Origin of the sequence: Streptococcus nasisuis, assembly GCF_040836615.1 — a bacterium.
Lineage (GTDB): Bacteria > Bacillota > Bacilli > Lactobacillales > Streptococcaceae > Streptococcus > Streptococcus suis_V.
In genome coordinates, this window is record NZ_CP162268.1 from 2,239,914 (window position 1) to 2,257,432 (window position 17,519).

The 17,519-nt window shown below is 43.2% G+C and carries 18 protein-coding genes and 3 pseudogenes; 10 read left to right on the plus strand and 11 right to left on the minus strand.

The genetic code is table 11. From position 1 onward, the window contains the following. Positions 1–39: 39 nt before the first annotated feature. Positions 40–1,086, minus strand: coding sequence for an ABC transporter permease (locus AB1F57_RS11350; protein WP_105137616.1), 1,047 nt, complete (start codon positions 1,084–1,086; stop codon positions 40–42). Beyond that, positions 1,083–1,817: an ABC transporter ATP-binding protein gene (locus AB1F57_RS11355; protein ID WP_105137617.1), complete on the minus strand. Its 735-nt coding sequence runs from the start codon at positions 1,815–1,817 to the stop codon at positions 1,083–1,085. Before AB1F57_RS11355 ends, AB1F57_RS11350 begins: the two co-directional genes overlap by 4 nt. A gap of 61 nt (positions 1,818–1,878) precedes the next feature. Here AB1F57_RS11355 and AB1F57_RS11360 point away from each other — a divergent pair, with 61 nt between their 5' ends. Further along, positions 1,879–2,292 carry an HIT family protein gene (locus AB1F57_RS11360; protein WP_105137618.1) on the plus strand — a complete coding sequence of 138 codons (414 nt, stop codon included), beginning with the start codon at positions 1,879–1,881 and terminating at the stop codon, positions 2,290–2,292. Positions 2,293–2,294: 2 nt separating this feature from the next. Continuing rightward, positions 2,295–2,609: a chemotaxis protein gene (locus AB1F57_RS11365; RefSeq protein ID WP_105111603.1), complete on the plus strand. Its 315-nt coding sequence runs from the start codon at positions 2,295–2,297 to the stop codon at positions 2,607–2,609. A 459-nt stretch (positions 2,610–3,068) separates the two neighbouring features. Here AB1F57_RS11365 and AB1F57_RS11370 read toward each other — a convergent pair whose 3' ends face one another. The 4 genes and pseudogenes from AB1F57_RS11370 to AB1F57_RS11385 form a co-directional block, all read right to left on the minus strand. Next, complete coding sequence (locus tag AB1F57_RS11370) at positions 3,069–4,268, minus strand: LCP family protein (protein WP_170238694.1); 1,200 nt, start codon at positions 4,266–4,268, stop codon at positions 3,069–3,071. Next, the gene (locus tag AB1F57_RS11375) at positions 4,268–4,792 is read right to left on the minus strand and encodes a GNAT family N-acetyltransferase (RefSeq protein WP_105111601.1); all 525 of its coding nucleotides are present in this window, start codon (positions 4,790–4,792) and stop codon (positions 4,268–4,270) included. The genes AB1F57_RS11370 and AB1F57_RS11375 overlap by 1 nt, the downstream gene beginning before the upstream one ends. Further along, complete coding sequence (gene tsaE, locus AB1F57_RS11380) at positions 4,785–5,225, minus strand: tRNA (adenosine(37)-N6)-threonylcarbamoyltransferase complex ATPase subunit type 1 TsaE (RefSeq protein WP_105111600.1); 441 nt, start codon at positions 5,223–5,225, stop codon at positions 4,785–4,787. Before tsaE ends, AB1F57_RS11375 begins: the two co-directional genes overlap by 8 nt. Before the next feature lie 83 nt (positions 5,226–5,308). Continuing rightward, positions 5,309–6,770, minus strand: a pseudogene (locus tag AB1F57_RS11385) (NCS2 family permease). 244 nt (positions 6,771–7,014) lie between these two features. On the opposite strand from AB1F57_RS11385, the gene AB1F57_RS11390 reads away from it, so the two are divergent. The 7 genes from AB1F57_RS11390 to AB1F57_RS11420 all read left to right on the plus strand — a co-directional run bounded on the left by AB1F57_RS11390 (position 7,015) and on the right by AB1F57_RS11420 (position 13,039). After that, positions 7,015–7,827 (plus strand): Cof-type HAD-IIB family hydrolase, encoded by an 813-nt coding sequence (locus AB1F57_RS11390; RefSeq protein WP_170238696.1) that lies wholly within the window; start codon positions 7,015–7,017, stop codon positions 7,825–7,827. A 249-nt stretch (positions 7,828–8,076) separates the two neighbouring features. Next, positions 8,077–9,069 (plus strand): mannose/fructose/sorbose PTS transporter subunit IIA, encoded by a 993-nt coding sequence (locus AB1F57_RS11395; RefSeq protein ID WP_367985761.1) that lies wholly within the window; start codon positions 8,077–8,079, stop codon positions 9,067–9,069. A 42-nt stretch (positions 9,070–9,111) separates the two neighbouring features. Then, positions 9,112–9,915, plus strand: coding sequence for a mannose/fructose/sorbose family PTS transporter subunit IIC (locus AB1F57_RS11400; protein WP_105137623.1), 804 nt, complete (start codon positions 9,112–9,114; stop codon positions 9,913–9,915). A 21-nt stretch (positions 9,916–9,936) separates the two neighbouring features. After that, the gene (locus AB1F57_RS11405) at positions 9,937–10,848 is read left to right on the plus strand and encodes a PTS system mannose/fructose/sorbose family transporter subunit IID (protein ID WP_105137624.1); all 912 of its coding nucleotides are present in this window, start codon (positions 9,937–9,939) and stop codon (positions 10,846–10,848) included. 91 nt (positions 10,849–10,939) lie between these two features. Further along, entirely contained in the window at positions 10,940–11,314 is a 375-nt protein-coding gene (locus AB1F57_RS11410; protein WP_105137625.1) for a DUF956 family protein, read from the plus strand. A gap of 216 nt (positions 11,315–11,530) precedes the next feature. Then, positions 11,531–12,805: a serine--tRNA ligase gene (serS, locus tag AB1F57_RS11415; RefSeq protein WP_367985762.1), complete on the plus strand. Its 1,275-nt coding sequence runs from the start codon at positions 11,531–11,533 to the stop codon at positions 12,803–12,805. Positions 12,806–12,823: 18 nt separating this feature from the next. After that, entirely contained in the window at positions 12,824–13,039 is a 216-nt protein-coding gene (locus AB1F57_RS11420; protein ID WP_170238700.1) for a PspC domain-containing protein, read from the plus strand. Between the two features lie 199 nt (positions 13,040–13,238). On the opposite strand, the pseudogene AB1F57_RS11425 reads toward AB1F57_RS11420, so the two are convergent. After that, a pseudogene (locus AB1F57_RS11425) lies at positions 13,239–14,171 on the minus strand (type I restriction-modification system subunit M); the annotation flags it as partial. Between AB1F57_RS11425 and AB1F57_RS11430 the strand changes: the two are divergent. Further along, a pseudogene (locus AB1F57_RS11430) lies at positions 14,172–14,636 on the plus strand (site-specific integrase); the annotation flags it as partial. Between the two features lie 79 nt (positions 14,637–14,715). On the opposite strand, the gene AB1F57_RS11435 reads toward AB1F57_RS11430, so the two are convergent. The 4 genes from AB1F57_RS11435 to AB1F57_RS11450 form a co-directional block, all read right to left on the minus strand. Continuing rightward, a complete protein-coding gene (locus tag AB1F57_RS11435) occupies positions 14,716–15,381 on the minus strand; it encodes a lysostaphin resistance A-like protein (protein ID WP_367985763.1) in 666 nt (221 codons plus the stop codon). Between the two features lie 178 nt (positions 15,382–15,559). Further along, complete coding sequence (locus tag AB1F57_RS11440) at positions 15,560–16,192, minus strand: hypothetical protein (RefSeq protein ID WP_170238701.1); 633 nt, start codon at positions 16,190–16,192, stop codon at positions 15,560–15,562. Beyond that, a complete protein-coding gene (locus tag AB1F57_RS11445) occupies positions 16,185–16,661 on the minus strand; it encodes a GNAT family N-acetyltransferase (protein ID WP_367985764.1) in 477 nt (158 codons plus the stop codon). The genes AB1F57_RS11440 and AB1F57_RS11445 overlap by 8 nt, the downstream gene beginning before the upstream one ends. Beyond that, positions 16,658–17,504 (minus strand): IS630 family transposase gene (locus tag AB1F57_RS11450; protein WP_367985596.1). Its coding sequence is split into 2 segments (ribosomal slippage): positions 16,658–17,198 and positions 17,197–17,504, totalling 849 coding nucleotides; the frame shifts between segments, so codons are not numbered across the junction. The genes AB1F57_RS11445 and AB1F57_RS11450 overlap by 4 nt, the downstream gene beginning before the upstream one ends. Between the last annotated feature and the right edge of the window lie 15 nt (positions 17,505–17,519).

The following is a 17,519-nucleotide window of genomic DNA, read 5'->3' on the forward strand; positions in this document are numbered from 1 at the left end:
CTTTAAAAATTCCTTACCATTTTACTAGTTTTAGGCCATTTAGTCAATCAATTTTTTCGCTTTACTATCCAGGTAGAGCTGATTTAAAAGAATTCCGATTCCAATAAAGACCAGCAAATACTGCTTTTCCTCCAGCAGCAATAGGCCTAGCACAGACTGCAAAATCAAGGAAAGATACAAAATCTGTCGCAGGACTCGTTTAAAGCTAATCAGTCGTTTGTCTGGACCGACTGGCAAAAGCTCGGCCATCAGTTGATAATCATAGGCGTGATAGAGCGGGAGCAATTGGAACAAGAGCAAATAATGAAATAAACTGGCTAATCCTACTGAGAGCCAGGATTCCCTCACCGTAACAAAAAATACAATGGATAAGATTACCAGTCTAAGAGCCAGTGAAAGGTAGTCCCCACTGCGCAAAAAGGCCCTCATGAAAAGATAGTCCCAGGTAAAGCCAGTTTCTTTTTTAATATGCCCCAGTAGCCCATCCAAATAGGAACGACGTTTGACAAAGCTAGTCAGCCCCTTAACATTGGTAAAGAGGGAGAAAAATTTCAATATCGACGTTTTTCTCTTGCTCTCATATTGAAGAGCCTGTTCCCAGTCCACCCTTTCTTCGTCCATAAAGGTCAGGAGTTTCCATCGAAAATAGAAATATTTGGCAATGGTTAGCATGAACATCAATGAAATAAAAAGTAGAATAGGAAGTTTTAATTTGAGGTAGAGCGGGAGTAGAATCAATTGACCAACAAGTTGGAGGCTAGCCCATACCAAAAAGGCCCTGCGATTGGCAGCAAAGAAGATTTCAGGCATTTCAGCTTCTTTTGATAGCAGGAATATCTTATCAGCCTCCTCTACGTAGGTGGCAACATTGCCTGCCAAGAATAGCAGCAAGCTGACCAGGGCCAAAATAACGTACAGCAACCAGGACTGACTGGGCAGGTTTTCTAGCAACTGCCGATACTGTAACGCCAGAAAGCCAAAAAGTACCAAAACAACCAAAACAAAGTGGTCATTCAGTACATAACGAAGATAGGTTGCACACTGCCTTAAAAATAGATTTTTTCGTTGACCAAAGAGCGCCTTCATCCCTGCCCTCCTTCTTGGGTCAAACTAAGATAAATCTCGTTAAGGCTAGCATCCTGCATGGCAAATTCCTGGCGTAGGTCAGTCAGATTGCCCGTAGCCTTGACCCGACCCTTATGTAGGATAACGAACCGATCACACATTTTTTCAGCGGAATCGAGAACATGGGTGGACATCAAAATGGAGCTTCCCTGAGCCTTTGCTTGATTAAGCAAGTTAATTAAATCCGCAATCGCAATCGGATCCAGACCCAAGAAAGGTTCATCGACAATCAGCAAACTCGGTTCAACCATAAGGGCGCAAATAATCATGACCTTTTGTTTCATGCCTTTTGAAAAATTCACAGGGAACCAGTCCAAACGGTCTTCCAGCCTAAAAATAGCCAATAGTTCTTGAACACGCGCCCAGGCAGATTCAGCTTCCAAATCATAGGCCATCATCACTAACTCGATATGCTCTTTCAGGGTCAGTTCCTCATAGAGACTAGGCGTTTCAGGTATAAAACCAATTTTTTTTCGATAGGTAGCCATGTCTTCGTTGATGCCCTGCCCATCAATTAGAATTTCTCCTTTGTAAGGGCTTAGGAGACCGATGATTTCTTTAATAGTAGTCGATTTCCCGGCACCATTCAAGCCAATCAAGCCGACTAGCTCCCCATCCTTCACCTTAAAATCTACATCATGTAAAACAGGAATATTGGCGTAGCCACCTGTTATATTTTTTACTTCTAACATACATTTCGTCCTATTATTTGATATAATTATTATACCAAAAATCCTAGAAAGAGGTTGCATTATGTCAGATTGTATTTTTTGTAAAATTGTCTCAGGAGAAATCCCTTCTTCCAAGGTCTATGAAGACCAACATATTCTTGCCTTTTTGGACATTACCCAGGTAACTAAAGGCCATACCTTGGTCATCCCTAAAAAACATTTTCGTAATGTCTTGGACTTGGACCAGGAAACAGCCATCCAACTATTTTCAGCCATTCCAGCTATCGCTAGCCACTTGAAAGACAAACTGGGAGCAAGCGGACTCAATATTGTCAATAATAATGAGGAAGTTGCTGGTCAAACGGTCTTTCATACCCATATCCATCTACTGCCTCGATTTGAGGGACAAGATGGCCTGGATATCCGATTTGCAACAAATGAACCTGATTTCCCAGCCCTAGCCCAACTAGCCCAAGACCTCTACATAGGAGAATAATCATGAAACTTCGCCACCTACTGCTAGCCGTCGGAGCTGCTCATTTGGCCTACCAGGCTGTAAAACACCGCAAGGAAATCGCTGCAGAGGCTAAAGAAACCAAAGAACTGGTCCAACGTATCCAGGCAGATAAGCAGAAAATAACAGACCAGCTAGCCCTGCTCAATTCATTCAAGGCGCCTGTCCAGGAGCTCAGCAAGGATTTACAGTACCAACTAAAGGTTTACCAGCAGAGTATCGCAGGCAACCTGACTGAAATCCAAAAATTTACTGATAAATATAAAACAGAAGATTCACAACATTGGGAGCGGGAATGAACTCGTCAAAGCTAAGAAGAGTTCAACAACAAGTCTCTATTTCTTGTTGTTGACCTAAAACGGTCTATCCCCAGACCGTCTAGCATTCCTATTTCTTGGCTCGGGATTAAAACCTCCACAGGAGCCTTTAACTCCACCCCGCATAGCTTCAAAGGTTCGGGGAAACTTTGGAGGTTGGAAATTGAGCGAACTCTGTTCGTATCAAAAAACAGTCTGGGGAGAGACTGTTGGAAGTTGGAAATAAAGCGAACTTGTTCGCATCATTAGTGGTGGACTGGTTCAGAGCCTAGGACGCGAACGAAATGAGACTTGCTACGCAACCCTTATTTCCAACCTTTCACAGTTCCCTACACTGTGAAAGCCAATCAACCACTGCGCTGATATGTTGACATGAACTAAAGAAAGAAGCCTAGACTTTTTGCCTAGGCTTCTTTCTATGTACAAACTCGAGATTGTCTATCACTGGCCATCTTCTGCTGAGCTAGAAGAGGTTTCAACCTGACTGGACTCCGAATCTCTTGACTTAGAGGTCTCTGTTTGGCTATAGTCATTATCGTAGGTTGGCGCTGTTTCCGGTTCGTAGATTTCACCGTTGGCTTCAACTTCGATATCATTAGTATAGGCATTGATGACCTCGATTGGACTGGATTGTTCAAAGAGATATTCCAAAACCTTGATGTTGGTCTTGATTTTAGAAACTTTTGGCAAGCCCAAGGATTCCTTGAGGACATTTTGCATTTCCAAAACATGGGCCGCCGTCGGAATCTGGTAGGACAACTCGTCAATTGTGTGACCTTCACCACCCAATTGGTAGGATTCAACCTGGTTCAGAGCATCCTTATAGCCCAGAAGACTAGGAATGGTTGAATTTGAAATCACAAAATCCGTCCGCATGTGCTTAGAGACAGCTTTCAAAATCTTTTTATACTGCGTAAATCCATCCAATTGCAAGAGCTTAGTCACCAGGGCCTGGATAACCTCACGCTGCCGCTTCTGCCGACCAATATCTCCCTCCGGATCATCGTAACGCATCCGGGCATAGACCAAGGCCTGGTCTCCATTGACCAATTGCTCCCCAGGTGGAACGACAGCTGTGTAGGCAGGTTCATACTCATCGATAGTAATCGGGAAGCCCAAGGTATTGTTGACCTTGATACCACCAATGGCATCAACCAGCTCCACCAGGCCATCCATATTGATTTCGACATAGCGATTGATGGTAATATCCATCATCTTCTCAATGGTCGCAATGGACATGGCCGCCTGACCATAGGCATAGGAGTGATTCAATTTCTCAATCTTATCACTAGAACGACCATTCTTATTGGCTATCTCTACCATGATGTCACGTGTCAAGCTCATCATGGTTGTTTTTTTAGTTAGAGGATTGACCGTCACCAAAATCATGGAGTCACTCCGCCCTCCTTCCCAGTCCAGACCCCGAGTTGCCTGGTCGGTATCCACCCCCATCAAAAGAATAGTCAAGGGCTCAGTAGCCTCGATAATCCCTTCATCTTCTCGGTTACCGATAGAGCGAAAAGTCTTTGCAATCTCCCCGGTTGAGTAATTCAAAAAAGTCGCGGTATAGATTGCTCCTGCCCCGATTGTCAATACTAGAATGGACAAGAACATCAATAAAATTTTAGTTCCTATTTTCATTATTCACCTATTAACTTGGCCATAGAATACAAATCTAGCCAATCTCCCTCATCTGTTCTAGCTCCCCTTGCCAGAGTCCCTTCAATCTTGAAGCCCAATTTTTCATACAAAGCCACTGCTCTTTGGTTGCGGACCTGAACCGTCAATTCTAAACGCTTGAGCAAATCCATTTCCTCAGCCCAATGAATCACTTCCTCCAGCAAGATGGAACCCAGTCCCTGTCCCCAGTAGGCTTTTTTAACCGCAATAAAAATAGTTCCGATATGACTAATACGAAACTGACTGGAGGACTTGACCGACACTACTCCGATGACTTCATCGTCTAACTTGGCCAGTAACTGCAGCTCCCGAGGATTTTCTATGCAAGCCGTAAAAATATCTTCGATATCTTGGACACCAAGCCTAAACCCCGTCTCATCCATGACAAGAAAATCGGTTTCGCCTGCGACCTGGTTCATAAAGTCAATAAAGGATTGGGCATCAGCTGGTTCTGCTTCCTGAAAATAAATTTCCTTCTCAACAATCATCTAACAACTCTTTCAATTGGGCACTACGCGGTCCTGACGCATTAAACTCCAACCTCCGACCGTCCTTTTCGATGGCAATACGAACTGTCAAGACATCGTCCAAGAGATCGGCATCTAACAACTCTCCCCATTCAATCACGGTCACCCCATCGCCATACAAAAAATCATCAAGGTCAATGGAATCCGGATCATCACCAATCCGATAGACATCTAAATGATAGAGTGGCAGACGACCCTCATACTCTCTTACAATGGTATAGGTTGGGCTTTTTATCATTTGCTCAATATTCAGTCCCAGAGCAATTCCCTTGGTCAAGGTCGTTTTCCCAGCACCTAGCTGACCTGATAAAACAAGGACATCCCCTGCCCTAAGCAATTCTCCTAGTTTTCTTCCAATAGCTTGTAATTCTTGTTCATTTTGACTATACATATCTAGCATTATAGCATAGCTTCCCTAGTTTGTCATGGTCCTACCCAACAAAAAAACTGGGTCTCCCCAGTTTCAAAGTTGCTTTAGATAATCGCTAGGATAATGAAGTTCAAGATAAAGAGTGCTGTTGAACCCCAGAGGATTGGGTGAATCTCATTTGCCTTACCAGTCGAAACTTTTACCAAGCAATAGAAGATAAAGGCTGCCGCAATACCGTAAGAGATAGAGAAGCAAAGGGCCATGAAGAATGCAGCGAAGAAAGCAGGAAGCGCATCTTCAAATTTTTGCCAATCCACATCAAGGAAGCTGGATACCATCATCACACCGACGATAATCAAAGCTGGTGAAGTTGCCGCTGCTGGCACGATACCAACGAATGGCAAAATGAGGATAGATAATAGTAAGAGAACTGCAGTTGTCACAGCTGTCAAACCAGTACGTCCGCCTGCAGAAATACCAGCCGCAGACTCCACGTAAGTTGTCGTATTTGATGTACCAAAAATCGCACCAATTGACGTACCGATAGCATCTGCAAAGAGAGCACGGTCCATTTTAGAGTTAAAGCCTGTACTATTTTCAAGCGCCTTTTCATCTTCCTCAGAGAAGATGCCTGTCTTACGGCCAGTACCGATGAAGGTTCCCAAGGTATCAAAAGTATCTGACAAGCTAAAAGCAAAAATGGTCATCAATACTAGTGGCAAACGGCTAGAGTCCGCAAAGAGTGAAGCCATGCCATCAAAGGCTGCTAAAAAGGTTGTTCCAAGCTCAGCAAAGGCAGAACCAATATTATTGTTGGCAAAATCAATAGCAGAAATATCAACCACACCAGCTGGAATCCCCGCAAGAGTCGTAGCAATGATACCAATCAAAATCGCACCGCGAACATTTTTAATGACCAAGACAGCAGTCAAGAGAAGACCAAAAACAGTCAATAGAACGCTTGGATCTGTAAAGGTTGAGATGGCTGGAACAACGCCACCACCTGCAAACACGGAGAAGACCCCGTTTGAGAAGGTTTCAGCTGTCGCATCAGCAGGAGCAACACCATTAACTGTGATGATATCCGAAGCTGACGTCAGGAAGGTAATCAGGTTTGAATTTTTGAAGCCAAGGTAGGCTACGAAAACCCCGATACCACCACCGATAGCATGTTGTAAGCTAATTGGAATAGCCTTGATGATGCTCTTACGAACCTTGGTCACTGTGATAAAGACGTTGAAGAGTCCGCAAAGGAATACCATTGCCAAAGCTTCCTGCCAGGTGAAACCAAGTCCAATAACAACAGTACTAAGTAAAGAAGGCATTGAGACCCATACCTGGCGCCAAGGCATAAGGTACATTAGCAAAGAGACCCATAACCAAAGTTGACACCGCACTAGCGATAATGGTTGCCAAGAAAACTGCCTGAGAAGGCATACCTGCAACACTGAGGATGCTAGGGTTCACAAACAAGATATAAGACATAGCGAAGAATGTCGTAAGACCTGCCATGATTTCAGTTGAAACAGTCGTCCCATGATCTTTAAGTTTGAAAAATTTATCCATTTTTTCGTTTCTCTCCTTTTTATTTACGAACGATACTTGAATTATAAACAAAAAATATTCACAATTCAAGAATTTTAATGTTGAAAGCGTTATTTTTTGTAAAATTACAGTTATTCATTCGCAAATAACGAACATTCTAAGCGGTATAATCCTGTCTCATCTAAAAGATAAGTATTTTTGCAAATAGTTCCTGATTCTGTTATACTGAACAGTACCTATTTTATGCTAGAAGGAAGTGGCCGGTATGACCAAAAAAATCATCGCTCTGGACTTGGATGGAACGCTCTTAAACAAGGAAAGTCAGCTATCTGACTACACCATTGCGACCATCCAAAAAGTACGCCAAGCTGGCCATATCGTCATCATCGCAACAGGTCGCCCTTACCGTATGGCTGACCAATTTTACCATCAGCTCAAGCTGGATACACCCATGATTAACTTCAATGGTTCCCTCATCCATATTCCGGAGAAAAAATGGGCTTGGGAAAAGAATATTCTGATTGATAAAAAATACCTATTGGAATTTTTAAAGGAAGAGTCTACCTTTGAGGCGGACTTCATCGCAGGCGAATACAAGAATAAATTCTTTATTACCCAGGATCATCTGGACAAGATTGACCCAGCTTTAATGGGAGTTGAGCAAATCACCCCTGAAACCCTGATTAGGCCAGAGTTGATTACCAGCGACCCCCACTCTATCCTCATGCAGACTAGGGCAGCTGACAAATATCAACTGGCCAAGGAAATGAAGGCCCACTTCCATAACGAACTAGAAATCAATACCTGGGGCGGTCCGCTCAATATCCTAGAAACCTGTGCCAAGGGAGTAAACAAGGCCACTGCCCTAACCTATCTGCTCGACCAGATGCAGGCCAGTCCAAGAGATTTGGTTGCCTTTGGTGATGAACACAATGACATAGAGATGCTGGACTTGGCCGGAACGGCCTACGCCATGAAAAATGCCAGCGACACACTACGCCCCCATGCCGATCGATTGACCGAATTCGCTAATTTTGAAGACGGTGTTGCCAGAGAATTGGAAAAATTATTTTTATAAGGATAAAAAGGTTTGAAAAGTTTATATTTCTAATCCTTTTTCTTTTATTCCTTGTATGAAGCAAGTTTTATCAATTTTATATCATTATAATATACAAGAAATAATGTGTAACTTTTCAGAAAGATCGCAAAAATTATCACAAGATTACTTGACAAAGCAATGAAAGCGATTTATAATAAGTAAGTTATTTCTATGAAAGCCTTTTCCAATCGCTACCATAGAACAAGAAAAATTTTAGGGGGTACAATAATGAGTATTGGAATCATTATTGCAAGTCATGGCGAATTTGCAGCTGGCATCCATCAGTCTGGCTCCATGATCTTTGGCGAACAAGAAAAAGTACAAGTTGTTACTTTTATGCCAAGTGAAGGTCCAGATGATCTCTATGCCAAGCTCAATAACGCCCTTGACGCGTTCGACGCAGATGATGAAATCTTGGTGCTGGCTGACCTTTGGAGTGGTTCGCCATTTAACCAAGCTAGCCGCTTAGCTGGGGAACATCCAGAGCGCAAAGTAGCCATCATCACCGGTCTCAATTTGCCAATGCTGATTCAAGCCTACACAGAGCGTTTGATTAACGCTGGTGCAGGTGTTGAAGAAGTTGCCGCAAATATCATCAAGGAAGCCAAGGATGGCGTGAAAGTCCTTCCTGAGGAATTGCAACCTGCTGAAGCTGCACCTCTTACCACTCCCGCTCCTGCTGCTCCTCAAGGTGCTATCCCACCAGGTACAGTTATCGGTGACGGCAAGTTGAAAATCAACCTGGCCCGTATCGATACCCGTCTCTTGCATGGACAAGTTGCTACTGCATGGACACCTGCTTCCAAAGCAGACCGTATTATCGTTGCGTCTGACACTGTTGCACAAGATGACCTTCGCAAACAATTGATCAAGCAAGCTGCACCAGGTAATGTCAAGGCCAACGTTGTACCAATCAAGAAATTGATTGAGGCTGCAAAAGATCCTCGCTTCGGTAACACACATGCCTTGATTCTCTTTGAAACACCACAAGAAGCTCTTGAAGCTATCGAAGGTGGTGTGGAAATCAAGGAACTCAACGTCGGTTCTATGGCTCACTCAACAGGGAAAACCATGGTCAATAACGTATTGTCAATGGACAAGGACGATGTTGCAACATTCGAACGTTTGCGTGACTTGGGTGTTGCATTCGACGTACGTAAAGTTCCAAATGATTCTAAGAAAGACTTGTTTGAGTTGATTAAAAAAGTCGACATCAAATAGATTCTCTATGTGTGATAGATAAAATATGAAAGGATTATCCTCATGACAGAAATTACAATTATCTCTGCAATTTTGGTTATCGTAGTAGCCTTCCTTGCAGGTATGGAAGGGGTCTTGGACCAATTCCAATTCCATCAACCAATCGTTGCTTGTACCCTGATCGGTCTTGTGACTGGTAACTTGACTGCTGGTGTTATGCTTGGTGGTACTCTCCAACTTGTCGCACTGGGTTGGTCAAACATCGGTGCAGCTATCGCTCCCGATGCGGCTCTTGCTTCTGTAGCGGCTGCTATTATCTTGATTAAGGGTGGCGATTTCTCAACAGATGCTATTGCCGTTGCTCAAGGTCTTGCGATTCCGCTTGCCGTTGCTGGTCTCTTCTTGACCATGCTGGTTCGTACCGCTTCTGTTGCCCTTGTACACGGTGCAGACGCTGCGGCTGCCAAAGGAAACTTTGCTGCTCTTGAACGCTATCACTTGATTGCTCTCTCACTTCAAGGTTTGCGTATCGCTATTCCTGCTGCTGCCCTTCTTGCCATCCCTACAGAAGCTGTTCGCTCTGCTCTTGAAGCAATGCCAGCTTGGTTGGTAGGCGGTATGAACGTCGGTGGTGGCATGGTTGTTGCCGTAGGTTTCGCTATGGTTATCAACATGATGGCTACCCGCGAAGTATGGCCATTCTTCGCAATCGGTTTTGCCCTTGCTGCTGTCAGCGAATTGACACTGATTGCACTTGGTACCATTGGTGTCGCAATCGCCTTCATCTACCTTAACCTTTCTAAAAAAGGTGGAAATGGCGGTGGTGGATCCAATGATCCAATCGGCGACATACTAGAAGATTATTAAGAAGAAAGGAAGACGACAATCATGACAGAGAAAATTCAACTTTCAGTAAAAGATCGCAAGGCAATCTGCTGGCGTTCAACCTTCCTTCAAGCTTCTTGGAACTTTGAACGGATGCAAAACTTGGGTTGGGCTTATACCATGGTCCCAGCTATCAAAAAACTCTACACTAAAAAAGAAGACCAAATTGCGGCCCTCAAACGCCATATGGAATTCTTCAACACGCACCCATACGTTGCCGCACCAATCGTTGGGGTAACCCTTGCCCTTGAAGAAGAGCGTGCTAACGGTGCTGACATCGATGACGCTGCTATCCAAGGTGTGAAAATTGGTATGATGGGACCTCTTGCCGGTATCGGTGACCCAGTCTTCTGGTTTACTGTTCGTCCGATTCTTGGTGCCCTTGGTGCATCACTGGCCGTTTCAGGCAACATCCTTGGTCCAATCCTCTTCTTCGGACTATGGAACGCTATCCGTATGGGCTTCCTATGGTACACACAAGAATTTGGTTACAAGTCTGGTAAAGAAATCACCAAAGATATGTCTGGTGGTATCCTCCAAGACATTACCAAAGGTGCTTCTATCCTCGGTATGTTCATCCTAGCGGTCCTTGCACAACGCTGGGTATCCATCGGATTCAACTTCAACGTTTCTGAAGTTCCTCTTTCAGAAGGTGCTTACATCGAGTGGGACAAACTCCCAGAAGGCTACGAAGGTATTCAAAAAGCCTTTGAATTAGTAGGTCAAGGTTTGTCACAAACACCTACTAAGGTTACAACCTTCCAACAAAACTTGGACGGCCTGATTCCAGGATTCATGAGCTTGCTCCTTACCTTCCTATGTATGTGGTTGCTGAAGAAAAAAGTTTCTCCAATCACCATCATCGTTGGTTTGTTTGCCTTTGGTATCCTTGCTCGTGTCTTTGGAATTATGTAATTCTCTTGAAAATGACCCCGCTCTTGCGGGGTTTTCTAGTCCTCCAATCTGACTGGAAATATGGTATAATAAAGCAAGAAATGAGGTATCTATGGCACACTCTCTCAATACAAGCGTAGAATTATCTACAACAGGCGTTTCCTATCTCAGTCTTGCTGGTAGCACGGTTGGAAAATTCCTACTGGGCGACAATGCTTTGGAATTTTACGCTGACAATAACGTTGAAAACTATGTCCAAATTCCCTGGGAAACGATTGATTCCATCGGAGCCAATGTCTCGGGTAAAAAAATCAGTCGCCACTTTGAAGTCTATACTAACAAAGGTAAGTTTCTCTTTGCTTCCAAGGATTCAGGGGCTATTTTGAAAATTGCTCGTGAGCATATCGGTAATGAGAAAGTCGTCAAATTACCAACCCTCATTCAAACAATTGGAAGAAAAATTTCTAATCTATTTGCCAAAAAATAAAAATTCAAGTATAATAGTAGCAACGGATAAGTAGCATCTGGCTCCTTCCAGAAAGTCTGCGGTCGCTGTGAGCAGATAGGAAAAAGTTGTGAAATTCTACCGTTATGAAATTATCAACATACAATCAAGTGCACAGAATGTGAAGCTGGATGGAACCGCGGTAAATATCGCTCCAGCATCTCTCATTCTGTGTTTTTTATTCTAAAGGAGACATCTATGCTAGATATCAAACGTATTCGTACTGATTTTGACGGAGTGGCTGCCAAATTGGCGACACGTGGTGTGGCTGCTGACAGTCTTGAGGAAATCAAGGAATTGGATGCAAAACGTCGTCAGATTTTGGTGACGGTTGAGGAGCTCAAGGCTGAGCGCAATACGGTTTCAGCAGAGATTGCCCAAGCAAAACGCAACAAGGAAAATGCTGACGACAAGATTGCTGCCATGCAAAAACTGTCTACCGATGTAAAAAACTTGGATGCTGAACTCTTAGAAATTGATGAAAAACTAAATGCCATTCTTACAGTTCTTCCAAATACGCCGCACGATTCTGTCCCTGTTGGTGCAGATGAAGAAGAAAACGTGGAGGTTCGCCGTTGGGGAATACCTCGTGAGTTCACTTTCGAGCCAAAAGCTCACTGGGATTTGGGCGAAGACCTAGATATTCTGGACTGGGAACGTGGCGCAAAAGTAACTGGTGCACGCTTCCTCTTCTATAAGAACTTAGGTGCTCGCTTAGAACGTGCCCTCTACAACTTCATGCTGGACGAGCATATCGCAGAAGGCTACCAGGAAATCATCACACCTTACATGGTCAACCATGACTCTATGTTTGGTACTGGACAATATCCGAAATTCAAGGAAGATACTTTTGAGTTGGCTGATACCAACTTCGTCCTCATCCCAACTGCGGAAGTGCCATTAACCAACTACTACCGCAACGAGATTTTGGAAGAAAAAGACTTGCCAATCTACTTCACAGCCATGAGTCCATCTTTCCGTTCCGAAGCAGGTTCTGCTGGTCGTGATACCCGTGGTCTTATCCGCCTCCACCAATTCCACAAGGTTGAAATGGTCAAATTTGCCTCACCAGAGCAATCTTATGATGAATTGGAAAAAATGACAGCAAACGCAGAAAATATCCTTCAAAAATTAGGCTTGCCTTACCGCGTTTTGGCTCTCTGTACAGGGGACATGGGCTTCTCTGCCGCTAAGACCTATGACTTGGAAGTTTGGATTCCTGCCCAAAATGCCTACTGTGAAATCTCAAGCTGTTCAAACACTGAAGATTTCCAAGCTCGCCGTGCCCAAATCCGCTACCGCGATGCTGCTGACGGTAAAGTCAAATTGCTCCACACCCTCAACGGTTCTGGCCTAGCAGTTGGTCGTACTGTTGCGGCTATCCTTGAAAACTACCAAAATGAAGACGGTTCAGTGACTATTCCAGAAGTTCTCCGTCCATACATGGGTGGAGTAGAAGTTATCAAACCTTAGCATCTGGAGGACAAGAGTATGAAAAAGAAATTGTATAAAGATAAGAGCCGCAAGGAATTTGCTGGTGTCATTGCTGGGCTTTATGATTATTTTGACCTATATGAAAACTATGGTTGGAAATTAGAAAACGTTCGCTGGGCTGTTGTTTTCTTGGCGATTGTCACAAATTTTCCCTTCTTTATTGCTTATGTTATTTTGGCTTTGCTATTACCTGATAAATCCGAAGTTAATTAAAGCCAATAAACAGTGGTTGGATATAGACTTCAAAATCAGAAACGCATAAAATCATGTGGTAAAAACTTGATTTTATGCGTTTTTTTATATTCGGAACAACCATAGAAACTATCAACAGGTTGAAGCAAATTTTATATTTATATTGCAATTATGAATATTCAAAAAGCAAGTAGTGACCCTACTCGCTCTTTTCGTTTATCTAAAAATCCACTCCCAAAGTCTTTAATTGTTGACGAATCTTATCTTCTAGAGCCCGAATCTCTAGTCTATCTTGTTCTAGTTGCTGCGTTACTTGCCCAAGATCAATCTCTTCCTCTTCCTCAAAGGTATCGACATAGCGAGGAATATTTAGATTGTAATCATTTTCTATAATTTCTTCTATTGAAGCCAAATGAGCATATTTGTCAACAGACTGACGATTATGATAGGTCTCTACAATTTTTTCTACCATATCATCGGAAAGGTGATTCTGGTTCTTCCCTTTTTCGAACTCCTTGCTCGCATCGATAAAGAGGACATCCTTGGTCTGACGATTTTTTTTGAAGACAAGGATAGTCGTTGGAATGCCTGTGCCATAAAACAGGTTAGCTGGCAAGCCAATAACTGCATCCAGGTAATTTTTCTCAATAATCAGTTTGCGAATATGACCTTCTGCTGCTCCCCTAAAGAGCACTCCGTGTGGTAAAACAATGGCCATGGTCCCTGTATTATTCAGATGATAAAGACTATGCAAGATAAAGGCAAAGTCCGCTTTAGAGGCTGGTGCTAGCTTACCGTATTCCATAAACCGTGGATCCTTCAATTTGGACTCACGATTGTCCCATTTAGCAGAGTAGGGTGGGTTTGCGACGACTGCATCAAAACTACGTGGCTGATCGATTCCAATTTCATCGACCCCGTCCGGCCAGTCACTTTCTAAGGTATCAGCATTATTCAAAATCATATTGCTGTAGCCAACTTGATGCATCATCAGGTTCATCCGTGCCAGGTTATAAGTAGTTGTGTTCATTTCTTGACCATAGAATTTGATATGCTGGCCCTGAGGTAGTTGATTACGCACCGTTAACAGCAAAGATCCTGAACCCATGGTTGGATCGTAAACAGAGAAGCTAGTATCTGATTTTTCCAAACCCTTGCTCTCACTACTCAAGATTTTGATTTTCACCGACAGCTATTGACCATTGATAAAACATGGAATTATAAAGGAGACGGCGGATTTTTACCTACAAAAAATAAATCTTCAATTCGAAAAATCCAACTCGACTGGCAAACCAGTACCCAATTCGCCAACTTATTGCAGCACGCCTAACCCGATGACCTACTTTTCGTGAAGAAAGAGCGGATTTACAACTCTACCATCAATGCCATTCTTGAAAAGCGTTGCCTAAGTGCAAATCTTCCTGTCGTCACCATTCACGCCCTGCGACACACCCATGCATCTATTTTATTATTTGCCGAAGTCTCTATCGCAAGTGTTGCTAGACGACTTGGTCATGCAAGCATAACAACGACCCAGAAAACCTATCTTCATATCATTCGTGAGTTGGAAAACCAAGATGTTGATTTAATTATGCGGTCACTGTCAGGACTTTGTTGACATTCCTATCTCTATCGTGACAAGGCTTGTACTGGTCATTGCAAAAGACGACTCCACTTGGAATCGTCTTTTCTGTTGCTTATTGAAAATAGTAGAGTGCCACTACCGACCAAGCATTGTTGATAAAATGAACAGCAATAGGATAAATCAAGTAGCCTGTCTTATGATAGAGGATACAAAAGATGAGGCCACCTCCCCCATAAATCAGCCAAGAGGCAAGATCGGTCGGTCCATGAAGGGCTCCGAAAAGCAAGCTTGAAACAATGATTCCAACAACTGCTTGCGACCCAAACAATTTCTTAAAGAAATAACCCCGCAATATAACCTCTTCTGCAATTGCTGGCAAAAATGCTGTTGTCAAGAGTGCCAGCCCAAAAGGAACTCCCTTCAAAGATTCGATAATGAAGGCGTCGTTAGCTGTCGTCGTAGCCCCCTGCAATTCCAACAAATAGAAAACAAGCATGTCTGTCAGTTGCATGGTAGCAAAGGCTAGTATGACTATTGCCAGACCGTCCCAAGAAAGAACGTTTTTGTCCCAGATAGGTAGATTATTTTTCTCAGCCCGCCACCAGAAGAAGACCAGAAGACCCAGTGTCACCAGTCCAGCCATTACCAAGGCAGTTTGTGACTTGGACTCTTCCAAAATCATATCTGGAATCACACAAAATACCAAAAATATAAAAACTCGCAGCAAAACCCAAATCTTCCGACCAATCCATTCCAAACCTTGACCCAGTTTCTCCATACTCTTCTCCTCTTCTGCTCCATCATATAGAGTGCCTTCAATCTATTATAGGATTTCACGCAATGTCAATCAATCTGTTCTGTTGTTGTAATGCAATTTTACAAAAATTCAATGAATTTGTCAATATACACTAAAAAAACAAATACCCTTACGATGTTTGTTGCCATCACCCCACTGATTATCCAGCGGGGTGTGTCATCTTCAAGTAGGGTTCTAGTAGAGAAAAACCCTGAATCAAGCGTTCCAGCAGTTCCTCCTCGGAGGCAACGGTTCTAAACGGTACATCATACTTGACCAATACTTTACGAATCCGTCCTGCTTCAACGGCTTGTAATAGGCTCTGTCTATTCTCCTCCGTTCCATCCAGGCGATAAAATACCTGTCCCTCTTGCACCCAATAATAAAGCGGTGCCGCAATCGAGCAGTTCAGAACGCGATTTTGCTGAAGCAGAGAGGTCTCCACTTTCTTTCGCTCAATAAAACTGACTTCTACTGAAATCCCTGCCTCAACTCCCTTACCATACAGGCGAATAGCTAGAGCTGAGTCCGTTAGACTGGCAGAGGGCAAACGGTAATAGGTCCAAAAATGTGGTCTGCAAATTTGGGCTTGATTCATCCATTGACTGACCCTCTCAGGCACAAAGGGACTGACGTGCTCAGCTAAGACTAAACTTAATGTCTGAAACTCCTTGCGTGCTGCCTGTGCTACATTTCTTAAGGCTATCATATCGCCTGCCAAAGCTCCTGCTTTTTCAGGCTTGCAATAATGAACCCCTTGATAATCCAGGTATCTGCGACACTGTTCAAGCATCTGAATCTCCTAACCTTTTCTCCAAATAGACCATATCCATGCCTTCCTGCTCAGGCTCTGTTTTGATGGCCTTATAGCCAAGTTTTTCATAGAAAGCGACCAATCTAGGCTCCTGCAAAACGGTACAGAGTAGCCAACGGTTAACTGTCGGATAAAGACTTTCTAATTCTAGCATAGCCTTATGACCATAGCCTTTTCCTCTGTAGTCTGGATCAATGCCAATCAATCCTACCCAGCCCCGGTCTGCATCTTCAGCGACCGTTGTTCGCACTAAACTGACTGCGTGCCCTTCCTCAACAATCTTGTAGTAGGTGCAATTTGGTCGTGCAAAGCGTGATTGGAAATAGTCCATAGTTTCAATGGCAGGGTTGTACTGGTCCTGATAGGTTTCATAGAGAGCTACAAAGGATCGGTGCTGAACGGGCAGCAATTCTTCTGCGTTTGATATATCTGCCTTTACTATAGTCAATTGAAACAAGAGCAGGACAAAAGTGCCTCAAGAAAAGTATCACAATTTGGCAATACTTTTCTGAGGTGTTTTTTCATTTGAGCCCATGTTTTCTCAATGGGATTATACTCAGGTGAGTAAGGAGGAAGTGGTAAAAGTCTATGACCCTGCTCCTTGCATAACTCTTTTAGCTTACTCATCCGATGAAACCTTGCATTGTCCATAATGATAACAGATGGTCTATCTAAAGTGGGTAGTAAGAATGTTTTAAACCAAGCTTCGAAAAAGTCACTCGTCATGGTTTCTCTGTAGGTCATTGGGGCTATAATCTCACCGTTTATAAGACCTGCGACTAAAGATAGCCGCTGGAATCTTCTTCCAGAGACCTGACCTGTGATCAACTGACCTTTCAAAGATCGACCATATTCTCGATGAAAATATGTCTCAAACCCTGTCTCGTCAATATAAACAGGTGTCAAGTGACTTAAGTTATTAAATTCTTTAAGGAACTGATTTACTTTCTCAGGGTCTTGTTCATAGTAGGTACAGCTCTTTTTTTCGAGTATATCCCATAGCTTTGAGAGCGTAATGAATAGCTGTTGGATGACAGCCAAATTCAGAAGCTATTTCAGTCAAAAAAGCATCTGGATGAGCTTCAAGATAGTTCTTTAATTTTTCTCTATCAACTTTTCTTGGTTTGGTTCCCTTAACTTGGTGATGAAGCTCGCCAGTAGTCTCCATTAATTTTAGCCATTGATAGATGGTGTTGCGTGAAATATCGAAAACAACAGATGCTTCAGTAATACTGCCGGTTTTCTGACAGTATGCGAGAACTTTTTTACGAAAATCTAATGAATATGCCATAAGTACATTATACCA

Coding starts and splice junctions, on each gene's coding strand:
- serS (WP_367985762.1), top strand. CDS start 11,531: ATGCTAGATATCAAACGTATTCGTACTGATTTTGACGGAGTGGCTGCC.
- AB1F57_RS11435 (WP_367985763.1), bottom strand. CDS start 15,381: ATGGAGAAACTGGGTCAAGGTTTGGAATGGATTGGTCGGAAGATTTGG.
- tsaE (WP_105111600.1), bottom strand. CDS start 5,225: ATGTATAGTCAAAATGAACAAGAATTACAAGCTATTGGAAGAAAACTA.
- AB1F57_RS11420 (WP_170238700.1), top strand. CDS start 12,824: ATGAAAAAGAAATTGTATAAAGATAAGAGCCGCAAGGAATTTGCTGGT.
- AB1F57_RS11395 (WP_367985761.1), top strand. CDS start 8,077: ATGAGTATTGGAATCATTATTGCAAGTCATGGCGAATTTGCAGCTGGC.
- AB1F57_RS11440 (WP_170238701.1), bottom strand. CDS start 16,192: ATGCTTGAACAGTGTCGCAGATACCTGGATTATCAAGGGGTTCATTAT.
- AB1F57_RS11370 (WP_170238694.1), bottom strand. CDS start 4,268: ATGAAAATAGGAACTAAAATTTTATTGATGTTCTTGTCCATTCTAGTA.
- AB1F57_RS11365 (WP_105111603.1), top strand. CDS start 2,295: ATGAAACTTCGCCACCTACTGCTAGCCGTCGGAGCTGCTCATTTGGCC.
- AB1F57_RS11405 (WP_105137624.1), top strand. CDS start 9,937: ATGACAGAGAAAATTCAACTTTCAGTAAAAGATCGCAAGGCAATCTGC.
- AB1F57_RS11410 (WP_105137625.1), top strand. CDS start 10,940: ATGGCACACTCTCTCAATACAAGCGTAGAATTATCTACAACAGGCGTT.
- AB1F57_RS11360 (WP_105137618.1), top strand. CDS start 1,879: ATGTCAGATTGTATTTTTTGTAAAATTGTCTCAGGAGAAATCCCTTCT.
- AB1F57_RS11355 (WP_105137617.1), bottom strand. CDS start 1,817: ATGTTAGAAGTAAAAAATATAACAGGTGGCTACGCCAATATTCCTGTT.
- AB1F57_RS11400 (WP_105137623.1), top strand. CDS start 9,112: ATGACAGAAATTACAATTATCTCTGCAATTTTGGTTATCGTAGTAGCC.
- AB1F57_RS11350 (WP_105137616.1), bottom strand. CDS start 1,086: ATGAAGGCGCTCTTTGGTCAACGAAAAAATCTATTTTTAAGGCAGTGT.
- AB1F57_RS11390 (WP_170238696.1), top strand. CDS start 7,015: ATGACCAAAAAAATCATCGCTCTGGACTTGGATGGAACGCTCTTAAAC.